Origin of the sequence: Billgrantia campisalis, from assembly GCF_022341425.1 — a bacterium.
GTDB lineage: Bacteria > Pseudomonadota > Gammaproteobacteria > Pseudomonadales > Halomonadaceae > Halomonas > Halomonas campisalis.
Genome location: NZ_JABFUC010000003.1, coordinates 1 through 15,832, shown reverse-complemented (window position 1 = coordinate 15,832; position 15,832 = coordinate 1). Strand labels below are relative to the sequence as shown.

The window sequence follows — 15,832 nt, the reverse complement described above, 5'->3', positions numbered from 1 at the left end:
CTAGGGACTTCCTCGAACCTTGAACCTCGAACCTCGTTCCTATTCCCCCATCACCACACCTTCACGCCGCGGGTCGGCGCCGCCGAACAGGCCCGTTTCGGTCACCTGCAGCGCCTGCAGGCCGCTGACCAGTTCGCGTTCGCTGGCGTCGTGACCGCGGGCGTTGAGGGCCTCAAGGGTCGCGGCGGGGAAGCGCCCCTCCTCCAGGAAGGCCGGCCCACCGAGGGTGATGGCGTGGGGCAGATCGAGCGCCTCCTGGGCATTGAGCCCCCAGTCGAGCATCGCCACCAGCGCCTTGGCGGTGTAGTGGATGATCGCCGCGCCGCCCGGCGAGCCGAGGCTTGCCACCAGCTCACCGCTGTCGCGCTCGAAGACCAGCGTCGGGCTCATGCTCGAACGGGGACGCTTGCCGGGCTCCACCCGGTTGGCGATTGGCGTGCCCTCGGCGTCCGTGGGGCTGAAGGAGAAGTCGGTGAGCTCATTGTTGAGCAGGTAGCCGCCCGCCAGGCCGGTGCTGCCGTCGGCGAGGATGCGCGCGCCGAAGGCGGCCTCGATGGTGGTGGTCATGGCGATGGCATTGCCCTGCTCATCGATGATGCTGATATGGCTGGTGCCGTACTCCGGCTGCTCGGGCTGAATCGCCCAGGCGGTGGCCAAGGCGGCGGGATTGCCGGGTTCGGCGTTGCCGCTGCCGATGCTCTGCTCGCCGATCAGCTCGGCGCGGCTGGCCAGGTAGTCCGGATCGAACAGGGTGGCCCAATCGCTCCCCGGGGCCTCAACAAAGTCGGGGTCAGCGATATAGAGGCCGCGATCGGCGAAGGCGAGCCGCGAGGCCTCGAGGAACTGGTGGAGCCAGGGCTCGCTGGGAAGGCCATCGGCGACCGGCGCCTCCAGTTCGGGCAGGTGCTCGAGAATGCCGAGAATCTGCATGATGGTCAGCTGCCCCGACGAGGGGGGCGGGAAGCCGCACAGGGTGTAGGCCTTCCAGTCACCGCACAGGGGCTCGCGGCGCTTTGCCTCGTAGCCGGCCAGATCCTCCAGGCCGAGCGCCCCAGGCCGGGTGTGGTGAGAACGCACCCGTTCCACCAGGTCCTCGGCGATGGGGCCCTCGTGCAGGGCGGCGCTTCCGTGCTCGGCGATCTCACGCAGGATGGCCGCCAGGGCCGGGTTACGCAGCTCATGGCCCACCGCCAGGGCTTCGCCGTCGGGGTAGTAGAAGGCGCCGCCCAAGGGGTCGTCGCGCAGGTGCTGCTCCTCGGCGAGGCTGGTATGCAAGCGGCGGCTCACCGGGAAACCCTGTTCGGCCAGGGCAATGGCCGGGCCGAACAACTGCGCCCAGGGTAGTCGGCCGTGCTCGGCGTGGGCCAGCTCGAGCATGCGCACGGTGCCCGGCACGCCCACCGAGAGGCCGCTGGCGGCGGCGTCCATGAAGTCCAGCGGCTCGCCGCTGTCGTCCAGGAAGAGGCTGCCGTCCACCGCGCTCGGTGCCGTTTCACGGCCGTCGAAGGCGCTGACCGTCTCACCGTCGTAATGCATCAAGAAGGCGCCACCGCCAATCCCGCTGGACTGGGGCTCGACCAGCGTCAGCACCATCTGCACCGCCACCACCGCATCGACGGCGTTGCCGCCGGCCCTGAGCACCTGGTAGCCGGCATCGGTGGCCAGCGGATTGGCCGCGGCCACGGCAAAGCGCTCGGTGGCCCAACCCGGCTTCTCCTCGTAATCCGAGGCTACCTCGGGGGCGATCTCCGGCATGTCGTAATCGAAGGCCACCTCGGCGTGAACCGAGAGCGGCAGGCCCAGCATCAGGGCGGCGGCCAGCGGCACCAGCCGCTGCCGTGAACGTAAGACCCAGGGACTCATCATGGCGAAACGCTCCGTGTGACAGCTCGTCGTCGAACAGGGTGAGTCTCAGCATAGACGAGCCTGAACAAACAGCACCCGGCTGAGTGGGATCAGCCGGGTGCTGTAAAGCCCGCTTGCCGCTTAGGCGATAGTCTTCCGCTTAGGCGATGGTTTCGCCGGCCAGCATGAACCAGGTCTCGAGCACCGCATCCGGGTTCAGGGAGACGGAATCGATGCCCTGCTCCATCAGCCATTTGGCCAGATCCGGATGGTCGGAGGGGCCCTGGCCGCAGATGCCCACGTACTTGCCCTGGGCCTTGCAGGCCTGGATGGCCATGGCCAGCAGCTTCTTGACCGCCGGGTTACGCTCGTCGAAGAGGTGGGCGACGATGCCGGAGTCGCGGTCCAGCCCCAGGGTGAGCTGGGTCAGGTCGTTGGAGCCAATGGAGAAGCCGTCGAAGTGCTCCAGGAACTCATCGGCCAGCAGGGCGTTGGCCGGCAGCTCACACATCATGATCACCTTGAGCCCGCCCTCGCCGCGCTTCAGGCCGTTGGCCGCCAGCAGCTCGACGACCTCGCGCGCCTCCTCGGTGGTGCGCACGAAGGGCACCATGATCTCGACGTTGTCCAGGCCCATCTCGTCACGCACGCGCTTGAGCGCCTGACACTCCAGCTCGAAGCAGGGGCGGAAGGCATCGGAGATATAGCGTGACGCCCCGCGGAAGCCGAGCATGGGATTCTCTTCGCCGGGCTCGTAGAGCTTGCCGCCGATCAGGTTTTCGTACTCGTTGGACTTGAAGTCGGACAGCCGCACGATCACCCGCTGGGGATGGAAGGCCGCGGCCAGGGTTGAGATGCCTTCGACCAGCTTGTCGACGTAGAAGCTGACCGGGTCGGCGTAGCCGGCGGTGCGCAGGTCGATGGTCTGCTGCAGCTCCAGCGGCAGGGTCTCATACTCCAGCAGCGCCTTGGGGTGCACGCCGATCATGCGGTTGATGATGAACTCCAGCCGCGCCAGGCCCACCCCGGCATGGGGCAGCCCGGCGAAGCCGAAGGCGCGGTCCGGATTGCCCACGTTCATCATGATCTTGAAGGGGATCTCGGGCATGGCGTCGACGCTTGAGACCTTGCAGTCGAAGTCCAGCAGCCCCTCGTAAACGTGGCCGGTATCGCCCTCGGCGCAGGAGACGGTGACGTCGCGGCCGTCATCCAGCGCCTCGGTGGCATCGCCGCAGCCCACCACCGCCGGAATGCCCAGCTCGCGAGCGATGATCGCCGCGTGACAGGTGCGCCCGCCACGGTTGGTGACGATGGCCGAGGCGCGCTTCATGATCGGCTCCCAGTCGGGGTCGGTCATGTCGGTGACCAGCACGTCGCCGGGCTTGACCTTGTTCATCTCGTCCGGGGAGAGGATGATCTTGACCGCGCCGCGACCGATGCGCTGGCCGATGGCGCGACCGGCCACCAGGGTGCGGCCCTTCTCGCGCAGGTGGAAGCGCTCCAGCTTGCCGCCCTCCTGCTGGGAAACCACCGTCTCTGGGCGGGCCTGGACGATGTAGAGCTCGCCGTCGTCGCCGTCGAGCGCCCATTCGATATCCATGGGACGGCCGTAGTGCTGCTCGATGGTCACCGCCTGGCGGGCCAGGGCCATGACCTGGTCGTCGTTGATGCAAAAGCGGCCACGATCCTTGAGCGGCACGTCCACGGTGGCCACCGACTTGCCGGCGCTGGCATCGTCGCCGTAGACCATCTTGATCAGCTTGGAGCCGAGGTTACGGCGCAGCACCGCGGGGCGTCCGGCGGCGAGCGTCGGCTTGTGCACGTAGAATTCGTCGGGGTTGACCGCGCCCTGCACCACCGTCTCGCCCAGGCCCCAAGAGGCGGTAACGAAGACCGCGTCACGGAAGCCGGACTCGGTGTCCAGGGTGAACATCACCCCACTGGCGCCGGTCTCGGAGCGCACCATCTTCTGGACGCCAGCGGAGAGCGCGACATTCTCGTGGGCGTAGCCGCGATGCACCCGATAGGAGATGGCGCGGTCGTTGAACAGCGAGGCGAACACCTCGTGGACCGCCCGCTTGATGTTGTCGAAGCCTTCGATGTTGAGGAAGGTCTCCTGCTGGCCGGCGAAGGAGGCGTCCGGCAGATCCTCGGCGGTGGCCGAGCTGCGCACCGCCGCCTTGAGATTGGGGTGCTGGGCGACCAGGGTGTCGTAGGCGTCGCGCAGGGCGGCCTCGAAGGCGGGCGGCAGCGGGGTGTCGATGACCCACTGGCGGATCTCGGCACCGACCCGGGCCAGTTCGCCCACGTCGTCCACATCGAGACGCGAAAGGGCCTGATTGATCCGTTCGTTGAGCCCCTCATGGGCGAGGAACTCACGATAGGCGTGGGCGGTGGTGGCGAAGCCACCGGGCACGGTGACCCCGGCTCCCGACAGGTTGGAGATCATCTCGCCGAGCGAGGCGTTCTTGCCACCGACGCGCTCCACGTCGTCCATGCCGAGCTGATCGAACCACAGGATGTAAGCTTCCACGAGACCCCCTTGATCTTCGATGCCGAGGCACTCGGCCATCAATTGCGATGGTCGCCACCATACCGGCAAGACGCCATATTCGCCATTGGTCTAACATCGAAGTCACTGGAGGATTTTTACAACAGTGGCCGCTATCGCCCGATTCCTGTAGTGGGCGCCGCTGCGTGCCGCTCGGCGCCGGCTTGCCCGCACGGCCGTCTGCCACGACAATGGACGCCTGCCCTTCGCCATGAAAGCCTCATCGCCATGACCCGTACCGCCTTCTTCATTTCCGACGGCACCGGCATCACCGCCGAGTCCCTGGGCCGCAGCCTGCTGGCCCAGTTCGAGAACGTCGATATCCGCATGCTCACCAAGCCGTATATCGACTCGGTGGACAAGGCGCGCACCCTGGTGGAGGTGATCAACGCCACGGCGGTACGCGACGGCCAGGAGCCGATCATCATCGATACCATCGTCGACGAGACGATCCGCGGGGTGATCCGCGAGGCCACCGGTTTCAAGATCGACATCTTCTCGACCTTTCTCAAGCCGCTGGAGGAGGAGCTGGCCACCCGCTCCACCTACAGCGTGGGCCGCACCCACTCCATCGGCCGCGATGACGTCTACATGGACCGCATCCACTCGGTGCACTTCGCCCTGGACAACGACGACGGTGCGCGCACCCATCAGTACGACAAGGCGGACGTGATCCTGGTCGGCGTCTCGCGCTGCGGCAAGACCCCTACCTCGCTCTACCTGGCGCTGCAGTTCGGCATCCGCGCCGCCAACTACCCGCTCACCGAGGACGACCAGGACGAGGATGGCACTCTCAAGCTGCCCAAGGCGCTGGCCCAGCATCGCCACAAGCTGTTCGGGCTGACCATCGACCCGCGCCGCCTGGCGGCAATCCGCCATGAGCGCCGCCCCAACAGTCGCTACAGCTCCATGGACCAGTGTGCCCAGGAGGTGGGGCAGGCCGAGGCGCTGTACCGCCAGCTGCATATCCCCTATATCGACACCACCCGCTTCTCGGTGGAGGAGATCTCTACCCGGATGATCGCCGAAACGGGGCTGACGCGGCGCTTCTCACCCAGATAAGGAGCAAGGAGCAAGGAGCAAGGAGCAAGGAGCAAGGAGCAAGGAGCAAGGAGCAAGGCAGTCTGTCGCCGGCAATACCGGCTTGTCAGGTTCCGTTCCTCGCCCCTCGTCCCTTGTTCCTCGTTCCTATCTCACTACCCCTTCCCGCCGGAGGCGGGCAATATCATCCGAGGTGAGCCCCATCTCGGCCAGTATCGTGTCGCTGTCCTGCCCGAGCCTGGGCGGCGCCACCTCGCTGGTGGCCGTCTCGCCGTCGAAGCGCAGGGGATTGGCCACCTGGGGCACGTCGAGCTCGCCGCGCTTCAGGGTGCATTGCATGCCGCGATGACGAACCTGAGGGTCGTCGAACACTTCGGTGAGGGTGTTGATGGGGCCGGCCGGAATACCACTCGCCTCCAGCTCGGCCAGCCAGTCGTCGCGCTCGCGGGTGCGAAAGATCGCCTGGATCATCGGCACCAGCACCTCGCGATTGCCGACCCGCGCCGCGTTGGTGGCATAGGCCGGATCCGCGGACCACTCGGGGTGGCCAAGCAGGCGCGCCAGACGGGCGAACTGGCTATCGTTGCCCACGGTGAGCACCAGGTAGCCATCGGTACAGGCGAAGGCCTGATAGGGCACGATATTGGGGTGAGCGTTGCCGTGACGCTGGGGCGACTGCCCGCTGACCAGGGCATTGAGGGCCTGGTTGGCCAGCGCCGCCACCTGGACGTCGAGCAGCGCCACGTCCACATGGCGCCCCACGCCGGTGCGGGAGCGCTCCTGCAGGGCCGCCAGCACCCCGATAGTGGCATAGAGGCCGGTCATCACGTCGGTGATCGCCACCCCAGTCTTCATCGGCATGCCGTCCGGCTCACCGCCGATGCTCATCAGCCCGCCCATGGCCTGGATCATGAAGTCATAGCCGGCCCGGTGGGCATAGGGTCCATCCTGGCCGAAGCCGGTGATGGAACAGCCGATCAGCCGCGAATTGCGTTCGCGAAGGCTGGCGTAGTCGAGCCCGTACTTGGCCAGCCCCCCGACCTTGAAGTTCTCGAGCAGAATGTCGGCCCCTTCGGCCAGCTGTCGAATCAGCTCCTGCCCCCTCTCGCTGGCGATATCCACCGCCAGCGACTGCTTGCCACGGTTGGCGCAGAGGTAGTAGGCGGCGGTGGTCTCCAGGTCATCGCCCTCGGCCAGCCAGGGCGGCCCCCAGCCGCGGGTATCGTCACCGCGCTGGGGATGCTCGATCTTGATCACCCGCGCACCCAGGTCGGCGAGCAGCTGACCGGCCCAGGGGCCCGCCAGAACCCGCGACATATCGAGCACCGTGATACCGTCCAGCGGTCCGCTCATCTTGAGCTCCTTGCTCACTCGGGGCTGATCCGGCGGCAGGCCTGCGAGGAGGCGCTGTGAATACCTCCCTGTACGCTACCGATTCCCTGCGGCGCTCTCGCGTCCCGCTCCGCTTGCAGGGCCGGTGCTGGCCATCCATGGCCAGCCCGTTCGGAGCAGTGCTCCTCACCCCTGGAATCGGACCTCCTCTTCGACCTGCCCCCGGTGCCCCTCGTTATCGACAGCTTGTATCGTCCTAGTAGATCAGCCAGTAAAGGCCTGCAGTCCGGTCTGGGCCCGCCCCAGAATCAGCGCATGGACGTCGTGGGTGCCCTCATAGGTGTTCACCGCCTCGAGGTTCATCATGTGGCGAATCACGTGGTACTCGTCGGCGATACCGTTGCCGCCGTGCATGTCACGCGCCACCCGGGCGATATCCAGCGCCTTGCCGCAGTTGTTGCGCTTGATCAGCGAGATCGCCTCGGGCACCAGCTGGCCGTCGTCGATCATGCGCCCGACCCGCAGCGCCGCCTGAAGGCCGAGGGCGATCTCGGTCTGCATGTCGGCGAGCTTCTTCTGGATCAGCTGATTGGCGGCCAGCGGGCGGCCGAACTGCTTGCGCTCCAGGGTGTAGTCACGCGCGGCATGCCAGCACGCCTCGGCGGCGCCCATGGCCCCCCAGGCGATGCCGAAGCGCGCCCGGTTGAGGCAGGAGAAGGGTCCCTTGAGCCCGGTGACATTGGGCAGGCGCTGGTCATCGGAGACCTCCACGTCCTGCATGGCGATCTGGCCGGTGATGGAGGCGCGCAGGCTGAATTTGCCCTCGATCTTCGGCGCCGACAGCCCCTGCATGCCCTTTTCGAGGATGAAGCCGTTGATCACGCCTTCATCGTCCTTGGCCCACACCACGAAGACGTCGGCGATGGGGGAGTTGGTGATCCAGGTCTTGGTGCCGTTGAGACGCCAGCCGCCGTCGGTGCGGGTGGCGCGGGTCACCATGCCGCCCGGGTCGGAGCCAAAGTCCGGCTCGGTGAGGCCGAAGCAGCCGACCCACTCACCGCTGGCCAGCTTGGGCAGGTACTTCTCGCGCTGGGCCTCGCTGCCGAAGGCATGGATGGGGTACATCACCAGGCTCGACTGGACGCTCATGGCACTGCGGTAGCCGGAGTCGACCCGCTCCACCTCCCGGGCGATCAGGCCGTAGCTGACGTAGTTCATGCCGGCACAGCCGTAGCCGTCGATGGTGGCACCGAGCAGGCCCAGCTCGCCCATCTCGTTCATGATCTCACGATGGAAGACCTCGTGACGGTTGGCTTCCAGCACCCGCGGCAGCAGCTTCTCCTGGCAGTAGTCGTGGGCGGTCCGGTGGACCATGCGCTCGTCTTCGTCGAGCTGGTCGATCAGGCGGAAGGGGTCTTCCCAGGTGACGGGGGTGATCTGACTCATGGCGGGCTCCTGATTTAATTTCTACATTTTTTTAAAATGTAGACCAATAAGCCGACACTGCCAACCCCCCGGCGCAAGTTTTCTTTCGTCGTGGCCCGATTTCGCTCAGCCGACGGGGATCACATCGAGCCGACGCCGCAGCTGCCACCAGGCGAGCATCGCCATCACCGCATTGGCGATCAGCATGCCGAGGAAGATTCCGCTGGTGCCAATCAGCCAGCCGCCCAGCCAGGCCAGCGGCACGCTCAGCACGAACAGCCGTATCACCGATAGCCGCATGGCGCGAGCGGGTTCATGCAGCGCATTGAGTGATGAGACCGCCAGGATCACCACGCCCTGGGCACCCAGGCCCAGCGGTACCCACCACAGGAAGGAGCGCAGCACGCCGGCCATGGCCTCACCCTCGGCATAGCTGCCCACCAGCCAGGGGGCCAGGGCCTGCAGCAGCAGCCAGACGCCGAACTGCCACACCAGCACGAACAGGAAGCAGCCGAGGATGGCGCGACGCACCCGCTCGGGTTGGCCGGCGCCCAGGTTCTGACTGACCAGCGGTGGCAGCGTCATGGAAAGCGCCAGCACGGCGATCTGGGCGATGGCATCGATGCGTGTGCCCACCCCGAAGGCGGCCACGGCAGGATGGCCGTGGCCGGCCACGATACGGGTAAGCACCGCCATGGCCAGCGGGGTGAACACGCTGGTGATGGCCGCCGGCAGGGCGATCCGCGACAGCTCCCGCCAGGACGCAAGCAGCTCCGCCCCGCTCATCCGACGCAGGTCCAGGCAATCGCGCAGCTCGCGCTGCCACAGCAGAGCCAGGGTCATCAGTCCCCAGCTGAGCACCGTGGCCAGCGCCGCCCCCTGGACGCCGAGGGCCGGAAAGGGCCCCTTGCCAAAGATCAGCAGCCAGTCGAGCAGACCGTTGAGCAGCGCCGCCAGGGCCATCATCAGCCCCGGAATCAGGGTGTTGCCCTGGGCGCGCAGCACGCTGTTGAGCACCCTGGGCACGATCACCATGGCGGCGCCCAGGTACCAGATGCCCATGTAGTCGCGCACATGGGGCATCAGGGCGGCGTCGGCGCCGAGCAGGCGGAACAGCGGCTCCAGGGTCGCCAGGCCCAGCAGGCTAACGCCCAGCCCCACGGCCAGCGCCAGCAGTGCGGCATCGGTCGCGCGGCGGCGCACCGTGTCGAGATCCCCCTGCCCCAGGCGCCGCCCCACCACCGCCGAGGTGCCGATGCCCAGTCCGATGGCCAGGCTGATCACCGTGAACACCACCGGAAAGGTAAACGAGACCGCCGCCAGCGGCTCGGTGCCCAGGCGGGCGATGAACCAGGCGTCGACCAGGTTGAAGCTGAGCATCGCGATCATGCCCGCGGCCACCGGCAGGCTCTTGCGCAGCAGGGTCAGGGCAATCGGGCCTTCGAGGAGTTCGCGGCGGACCGGCCGGCGCGGCGCTGCGGCTGAAGTCGGGGGTGTGGGTACGCTCATCTGGGCTCTCGACGGAAAACGGGCACACGATTGTGCCCGTTTCCCGAAGCCGTGCCAAAAGGCGCCTTGCCGGGGCGCCTGGCCGCGCTCTCACAAGGTCTCAACTACCGCATTGAAGGAAGCCCTCTCCCTTCAATCCTCTTCCCCCGCGCGATAGAGCTTCTGAATACTGGAGAAGTCGAGCTGGCCATTGCCCTGGGCGGCGTGCAGGGCGAACAGGTTGCGGGCCTGGGAGCCCATGGGCACGGTGGCCTTGGAGCCCAGCGCCAGCTCCCAGGCCAGGCCCAGGTCCTTGGCCATGAGATCGGTCAGAAAGCCGCCCTGATAGTCGCGGGAGGCCGCCGAGCCCTCCATCACACCCGGCCAGGGATTGTAGACGTTGAGCGCCCAGTTGCCGCCGCTGCTCTGCTTCATGATCTCAGAGAGCACCGCCGGGTCGAGCCCATTCTTGACCCCCAGCCCCAGGGCCTCGGCGGTACCGCTCATCAGGATGCCCAGCAGCATGTTGTTACAGATCTTGGCCACCTGGCCGGCGCCGATGCCACCGGCGTGGAAGATGTTCTTGCCCATGCCCTCGAGCACCGGTTTGGCCTGCTCGAAACCGGCCGCGTCGCCGCCCACGATAAAGGTCAGGGTGCCCGCCTGGGCGCCGCCCACCCCGCCGGAGACCGGCGCGTCCAGATAGGTCAGGCCGCGCTTGGCCGCAGCGTCGCCGACAAAGCGGGCATCGTCCGGCGAGATGGTGGAGGCATCGATGATCAGCGGCTTGCCTTCCAGGGCATCGAACAGCCCCGGTGACTCGTCGCGCCCCAGATAGAGGCGGCGCACATGCTGGCCGGCCGGCAGCATCGAGATGATCACCTCGGCGCCGCTGGCAGCGCTCTGGGCGCTGGCACAGGCCTGGGCACCGGCCGCTTCCAGCGCTTTCATGGCGCTATCGACCAGGTCGAAGACGCCGACCTCGTGGCCGGCCTTGACCAGGTTGGTCGCCATCGGCGCGCCCATGTTACCTAGACCAATGAAGGCGATTTTCATGCGTGTGGCTCCTGAATGTCGTTATTGATTGTGGTCGTATCGCGTTTTTGAGCCTGGGCCAGACATCAGCTGACCCGCTGCCCATAGCCAAGATCCCGCAGCGGATGCGCCTCATCGCTCCACATCGGCGTCATCAGCGCCTGGATATCGGCCTCCGGCACGCTGGCCGCATCCGCATGCTGCCAGCGCGGCATCTTGTCCTTGTCGATCAACAGCGCCCGCACCCCCTCGGCGATATCGCCCTGACGGCAGCACTGCACCGAGAGGTTCAGCTCATCGCGGAAGGCGTCGGCCAGGCTGGTATGGGCGTGTCGCTCGAGCATGCGCCAGACCAGGTGCGCACTCATCGGGCTGCCCGCCTCGAGGCGCGCCCGATTGGCGGCGAGCCAGGCATCCTCGGGGGCATCGTGCAGGATGCGCTGCACCGCGCTGGCGGCATCCACCTGCCCCACCAGCGCCTGAATATGATCGAGGCGCGGCCACACCTGAGGCTCGGGCGCCTGGGCGCGATCCTCCATCTCGTCGAGGGCCGTCTGCACACCGGCGCGCAGATCCCGCAGGCTGCGCGTGCCGTAGTCCGCCTCGGCAAGCGCCTCCAGCAGCGCCTCGCGGCATTCCCGCGGCACGAAGTGGTCGGCCATGCCCAGGTCCAGCGCATCACGGGCATTGAGCTGGGCACCGGTCAGCCCCAGGTAGGCGCCGACCCCGGTCGGCATGCGGTTGAGAAACCAACTCGCCCCGATATCGGGATACAGGCCGATGGTGATCTCCGGCATGGCGATCCGCGTGGTTTCGGTGACCAGCCGCTGGGAAGCCCCCGCCATCAGGCCCAGGCCGCCGCCCATCACGATACCGTCGCCCCACAGCAGCAGCGGCTTAGGATAGGTGTGGATCCGGTAGTCGAGGCGATATTCGGCGGTGAAGTAGGTCTCGGCGAAGACGCTGTCGCGCCCGGCACCACGATTCTCGCCCTCCTCGGTCATGGAGCGATACAGCGCGACGATATCGCCGCCCGCACAGAAGGCCTTGTCACCGGCGCCCTCCAGCCATACCGCCACCACGCTGCGATCCACCGCCCAGGCGTCGAGCTTGGCCAATAGCTGCTGAGCCATCTCCAGCGACAGGGCGTTGAGCGACTTGGGGGCGTTGAGGGTGGCCACGCCGATTCGGCCCCCGTCCCGGGTGGGCAGTTCATCGAAGATGACCGCAAGATCCGTCATGCGAATGTCTCCTGACTGTTTTTGTCCTGATAGTTATTGAAGCGCCTCGATCACGCCGTCCGCCAGCAGGCGGCGGGCCACGATCACGCGCATGATCTCGTTGGTGCCCTCGAGAATCTGATGCACCCGGGTATCGCGCACCAGGCGCTCCAGCGGGTACTCCTTGATATAGCCGTAGCCACCGTGCAGCTGAAGGGCGTCGTTGCACAGCGTGAACCCCATGTCGGTGGCATGCCGCTTGGCCATGGCACAGTAGACAGTGGCCTCGGGGTCGTTGTGGTCGAGGCGCCAGGCGGCATGACGCACCATCAGCCGCGCCGCGGTCAGCTCGGTGGCCATGTCGGCGAGCTTGAACTGCAGCGCCTGGAAGCTCGAAAGCTCGCGACCGAACTGCTTGCGGTCGGCCATGTAGTCGCGAGCCAGGGTCAGGGCCTGCTGGGCGGCACCCAGGGAACAGCTGGCAATATTCAGACGACCGCCGTCAAGCCCCTTCATGGCCAGCTTGAAGCCCTCGCCCTCGGCGCCCAGACGATTGGCCACCGGCACGCGCACGTTGTCGAAGCTGATCAGACGAGTCGGCTGGCTCTTCCAGCCCATCTTCTCTTCATTCTTGCCGTACTCGATGCCGGCGGCATCGGCCGGCACGGCGATGGCCGATACGCCCGCCGCGCCACTGTTAGGTTCACCGGTACGCGCCATCACCACCAGCATATCGGTGGCGCCGGCCCCCGAAATGAACATCTTGGAGCCGCTGATCAGGTAGTCGTCGCCGTCACGCACGGCCTTGGTGCGCAGGCTGGCAGCATCGGAGCCCGAGCCAGGCTCGGTCAGACAGTACGACCCCAGCAGCTCGCCTGCTATCATGCCCGGCACGAAGCGCTCACGCAGCGCATCCTCTCCCCAGGTAGCCATCATCCAGGTGACCATGTTGTGAATGGTCAAATAAGCGGTGGTGGCGATACAGCCCTGGGAAAGCTGTTCGAAGATCAGCGAGGCATCCAGGCGGGACAGCCCCATGCCCCCCTGCTCCTCTGGTGTATAGATGCCGAGGAACCCCGCTTCTCCGGCACGGCGAATGACATCGACCGGGAAATGCGAGGTGGCATCCCACTCCGCGGCATGGTCCGCCAGCTCGGCTTTGGAGAAGTCGGCAGCCGCCTGGACTAGCGCCTTCTGGTCATCGGTCAGAGAGAAATCCATCGGGGTATCCTCATGGTTGCGGCTTCAAGGGTCAGGAAACGCTTCAGAGCCCTAGAAACAATTCAGGGTTCTGGAAACAACAGCTTGGTAGAACATCGGCGGACTGTCAGTAGCCGGCCCGGCCCTACCAACCTAGCACTTGCTAGGTTTTAACGTACTCCACCCTTGGTCGACAAGCACTTTACGTTAACGTCAACGTCGTCTAGTGTTGCGGTTTAGGTGGAGCAAGACCGCAGGACGGCCCGCCCAGTCACAGGAAGGTAGCGATGAGCACACTCAAACCGGAAGCCACTCCCCCGGTCAACGGCACCCTGCCACGGCAGCGCCGCACCTACGCCATTGGTGAACTGGCCCGGATGTTCGAGGTGACCCCGCGCACCATCCGCTTCTACGAGCAGGAAGGTCTGCTGGCGCCGGAACGTCGCGGCCAGACCCGCATCTATCACGAAAAAGATCGGGTGCGCCTGAAACTGACGCTGCGCGGCAAGCGACTGGGCTTCTCCCTGGCCGAGATTCGCGAAGTCATCGAGATGTACGACGCCATGCCCGACGGCAACGCGCGTCAGCTCAAGCGACTGCTGGAGATCCTCGCCGACAAGCGCCACAACATGGAGCGTCAACTCGAGGACATTCGCCTGATGCAGCGCGAACTCGATGACGTCGAGGCGCGCGCCCGCGACGTCCTCGGCCGGCTCGACCAGGACCCGCCGTCGCACTGAGCAACCGCCTGCCGGGTGACGGCTCCACCCCGAACATTGCAGCCGGGGTCCGCTCGAGCGAGGGCGAGGCGCCCAGCGACACAATCGAGTTTCACGCTTTCGCAACAACAAGACGGGTACTACGATGACACGCCAACACGTCCAGAACAGCTATGTCAGCGGCACCAGCGACACGCCTCTCAAGGGCCAGACCATCGGCGACTGCTTCGACGAGACGGTCTCACGCTTTCCCGACGGCGACGCCCTGCTGAGCCTGCATCAGAACCAGCGCTACACCTGGAAGGAGCTACAGCAGGCGGTGGATCAGGCGGCCCGCGCCCTGCTCGCGCTGGGGGTCAACAAGGGCGACCGGGTGGGCATCTGGTCGCCCAACTGCGCCGAGTGGACCATCACCCAGTTCGCCACCGCCAAGATCGGCGCGGTGCTGGTCAACATCAATCCCAGCTACCGCACCCATGAGCTGGAGTACGCGCTCAAGCAGTCCGGCACCTCGACGTTGATCCTGCAGGGCAAGTTCAAGGCCTCCGACTATGTCGCCACCCTCGCCGAACTGGCCCCAGAGCTGCGCGACGGCGCACCGAGTACCTTCACCAGCGCCAAGCTGCCGGAGCTCAAGCGGGTGATCTGCCTCGACGCCGACCGGGCGTTGACCGGCATGTTCAGCTGGCAGAGCATGCTCGCCCATGCCGACGAGGTCTCCGCCGAGCACCTGGCCGAGATCCAGGCGACCCTGCAGTTCGACGAGCCGATCAACATCCAGTACACCTCAGGCACCACGGGGGCCCCCAAGGGCGCCACCCTCTCCCACCACAACATCCTCAACAACGGCTTCTTCGTCGCCCGCACCATGGGCTTCTCGGAGAAGGACCGGCTGGTGATCCCGGTGCCGCTCTATCACTGCTTCGGCATGGTGATGGGCAACCTGGGCTGCATGACCCACGGCGCCACCATGATCTATCCGGGCGACGGCTTCGAGCCGGAGGCGACCCTCAAGGCGGTGGCCGACGAGAAGGCCACGGCGCTGTACGGCGTGCCGACCATGTTCATCGCCGAGCTGGAGCACCCGAACTTCGCCCAGTACGACCTCTCGACACTGCGCACCGGCATCATGGCCGGCTCGATCTGCCCCATCGAGGTGATGCGCCAGGTCATCGACAAGATGAACATGGAAGACGTCACCATCTGCTACGGCATGACCGAGACCAGCCCGGTGAGCTTCCAGACCCAGACCGATGCGCCGCTGGATAAGCGCGTGACCACCGTGGGCACCATCCATCCCCACCTGGAGGTCAAGCTGGTCAGTCCGGAAACCGGCGCCGTGGTCCCACGCGGCGAGACCGGCGAGCTCTGTACCCGCGGCTACAGCGTGATGCTCGGCTACTGGGAAAACCCGGAAGCCACCGACAAGTCCATCGACGCCGCCGGCTGGATGCACACCGGCGACCTGGCGACCATGGACGAAGAGGGCTACGTGGCCATCGTCGGGCGCATTAAGGACATGATCATCCGCGGCGGCGAGAACATCTATCCGCGCGAGATTGAGGACTTCCTCTACACCCACCCGGCCATCTCCGATGTCCAGGTCATCGGTGTGCCCGACGAGAAATACGGCGAGGAGGTCATGGCCTGGGTCAAGTTGAGCGAAGGCCAGCAGTTGACCGGCGACGAGCTGAAGGAATTCTGCAAAGGCAAGATCGCCCACTACAAGGTGCCGCGCTACGTGAAGTTCGTCGATGAGTTCCCGATGACCGTCACCGGCAAGATCCAGAAGTTCAAGATGCGCGAGGAGGCCACCCACGAGCTGGGATTGGCATAACAGGAGGTTCGAGGTTCAAGGTTCGAGGTTCGAGGTTCGAGGTTCGAGGTTCGAGGTTCGAGGTTCGAGGTTCGAGGTTCGAGGTTCGAGGTTCGAGGTTCGAGGTTCGAGGTTCGAGGTTCGAGGTTCGAGGTTCGAG

General features: G+C 66.1%; 11 protein-coding genes. 3 read left to right on the top strand and 8 right to left on the bottom strand.

From position 1 onward, the window contains the following. Positions 1–39: 39 nt before the first annotated feature. A complete protein-coding gene (gene ggt / locus HOP52_RS03995) occupies positions 40–1,866 on the bottom strand; it encodes a gamma-glutamyltransferase (protein WP_238975985.1) in 1,827 nt (608 codons plus the stop codon). A 139-nt stretch (positions 1,867–2,005) separates the two neighbouring features. Continuing rightward, complete coding sequence (gene ppsA, locus HOP52_RS03990; RefSeq protein WP_238975984.1) at positions 2,006–4,378, bottom strand: phosphoenolpyruvate synthase; 2,373 nt, start codon at positions 4,376–4,378, stop codon at positions 2,006–2,008. Between the two features lie 246 nt (positions 4,379–4,624). On the opposite strand from ppsA, the gene ppsR reads away from it, so the two are divergent. After that, on the top strand, positions 4,625–5,458 hold the full coding sequence (gene ppsR, locus HOP52_RS03985; RefSeq protein WP_238975983.1) for a posphoenolpyruvate synthetase regulatory kinase/phosphorylase PpsR: 834 nt from the start codon (positions 4,625–4,627) through the stop codon (positions 5,456–5,458). Positions 5,459–5,584: 126 nt separating this feature from the next. Here the strand turns inward: ppsR and HOP52_RS03980 are convergent, their stop codons facing one another. The 6 genes from HOP52_RS03980 to HOP52_RS03955 all read right to left on the bottom strand — a co-directional run bounded on the left by HOP52_RS03980 (position 5,585) and on the right by HOP52_RS03955 (position 13,158). Further along, positions 5,585–6,790, bottom strand: coding sequence for a CaiB/BaiF CoA transferase family protein (locus tag HOP52_RS03980; RefSeq protein ID WP_238975982.1), 1,206 nt, complete (start codon positions 6,788–6,790; stop codon positions 5,585–5,587). 243 nt (positions 6,791–7,033) lie between these two features. Continuing rightward, positions 7,034–8,215, bottom strand: coding sequence for an acyl-CoA dehydrogenase (locus HOP52_RS03975; RefSeq protein ID WP_238975981.1), 1,182 nt, complete (start codon positions 8,213–8,215; stop codon positions 7,034–7,036). Between the two features lie 105 nt (positions 8,216–8,320). Next, positions 8,321–9,703, bottom strand: a complete 1,383-nt coding sequence (locus tag HOP52_RS03970; RefSeq protein WP_238975980.1) for an MATE family efflux transporter — start codon at positions 9,701–9,703, stop codon at positions 8,321–8,323. 132 nt (positions 9,704–9,835) lie between these two features. Further along, positions 9,836–10,738 carry a 3-hydroxyisobutyrate dehydrogenase gene (gene mmsB, locus HOP52_RS03965; RefSeq protein ID WP_238975979.1) on the bottom strand — a complete coding sequence of 301 codons (903 nt, stop codon included), beginning with the start codon at positions 10,736–10,738 and terminating at the stop codon, positions 9,836–9,838. A gap of 65 nt (positions 10,739–10,803) precedes the next feature. Further along, complete coding sequence (locus tag HOP52_RS03960) at positions 10,804–11,958, bottom strand: enoyl-CoA hydratase/isomerase family protein (RefSeq protein WP_238975978.1); 1,155 nt, start codon at positions 11,956–11,958, stop codon at positions 10,804–10,806. A gap of 33 nt (positions 11,959–11,991) precedes the next feature. Further along, positions 11,992–13,158, bottom strand: coding sequence for an acyl-CoA dehydrogenase family protein (locus HOP52_RS03955; RefSeq protein ID WP_238975977.1), 1,167 nt, complete (start codon positions 13,156–13,158; stop codon positions 11,992–11,994). 266 nt (positions 13,159–13,424) lie between these two features. Here HOP52_RS03955 and HOP52_RS03950 point away from each other — a divergent pair, with 266 nt between their 5' ends. Together HOP52_RS03950 and HOP52_RS03945 are read left to right on the top strand one after the other, a co-directional pair. Continuing rightward, positions 13,425–13,877: a MerR family transcriptional regulator gene (locus HOP52_RS03950; RefSeq protein ID WP_275298066.1), complete on the top strand. Its 453-nt coding sequence runs from the start codon at positions 13,425–13,427 to the stop codon at positions 13,875–13,877. Positions 13,878–14,001: 124 nt separating this feature from the next. Beyond that, on the top strand, positions 14,002–15,693 hold the full coding sequence (locus tag HOP52_RS03945) for an AMP-binding protein (protein ID WP_238975976.1): 1,692 nt from the start codon (positions 14,002–14,004) through the stop codon (positions 15,691–15,693). Positions 15,694–15,832 lie beyond the last annotated feature (139 nt).

Coding starts and splice junctions, on each gene's coding strand:
- ggt (WP_238975985.1), bottom strand. CDS start 1,866: ATGATGAGTCCCTGGGTCTTACGTTCACGGCAGCGGCTGGTGCCGCTG.
- ppsR (WP_238975983.1), top strand. CDS start 4,625: ATGACCCGTACCGCCTTCTTCATTTCCGACGGCACCGGCATCACCGCC.
- HOP52_RS03980 (WP_238975982.1), bottom strand. CDS start 6,790: ATGAGCGGACCGCTGGACGGTATCACGGTGCTCGATATGTCGCGGGTT.
- HOP52_RS03975 (WP_238975981.1), bottom strand. CDS start 8,215: ATGAGTCAGATCACCCCCGTCACCTGGGAAGACCCCTTCCGCCTGATC.
- HOP52_RS03970 (WP_238975980.1), bottom strand. CDS start 9,703: ATGAGCGTACCCACACCCCCGACTTCAGCCGCAGCGCCGCGCCGGCCG.
- mmsB (WP_238975979.1), bottom strand. CDS start 10,738: ATGAAAATCGCCTTCATTGGTCTAGGTAACATGGGCGCGCCGATGGCG.
- HOP52_RS03960 (WP_238975978.1), bottom strand. CDS start 11,958: ATGACGGATCTTGCGGTCATCTTCGATGAACTGCCCACCCGGGACGGG.
- HOP52_RS03955 (WP_238975977.1), bottom strand. CDS start 13,158: ATGGATTTCTCTCTGACCGATGACCAGAAGGCGCTAGTCCAGGCGGCT.
- HOP52_RS03950 (WP_275298066.1), top strand. CDS start 13,425: ATGAGCACACTCAAACCGGAAGCCACTCCCCCGGTCAACGGCACCCTG.
- HOP52_RS03945 (WP_238975976.1), top strand. CDS start 14,002: ATGACACGCCAACACGTCCAGAACAGCTATGTCAGCGGCACCAGCGAC.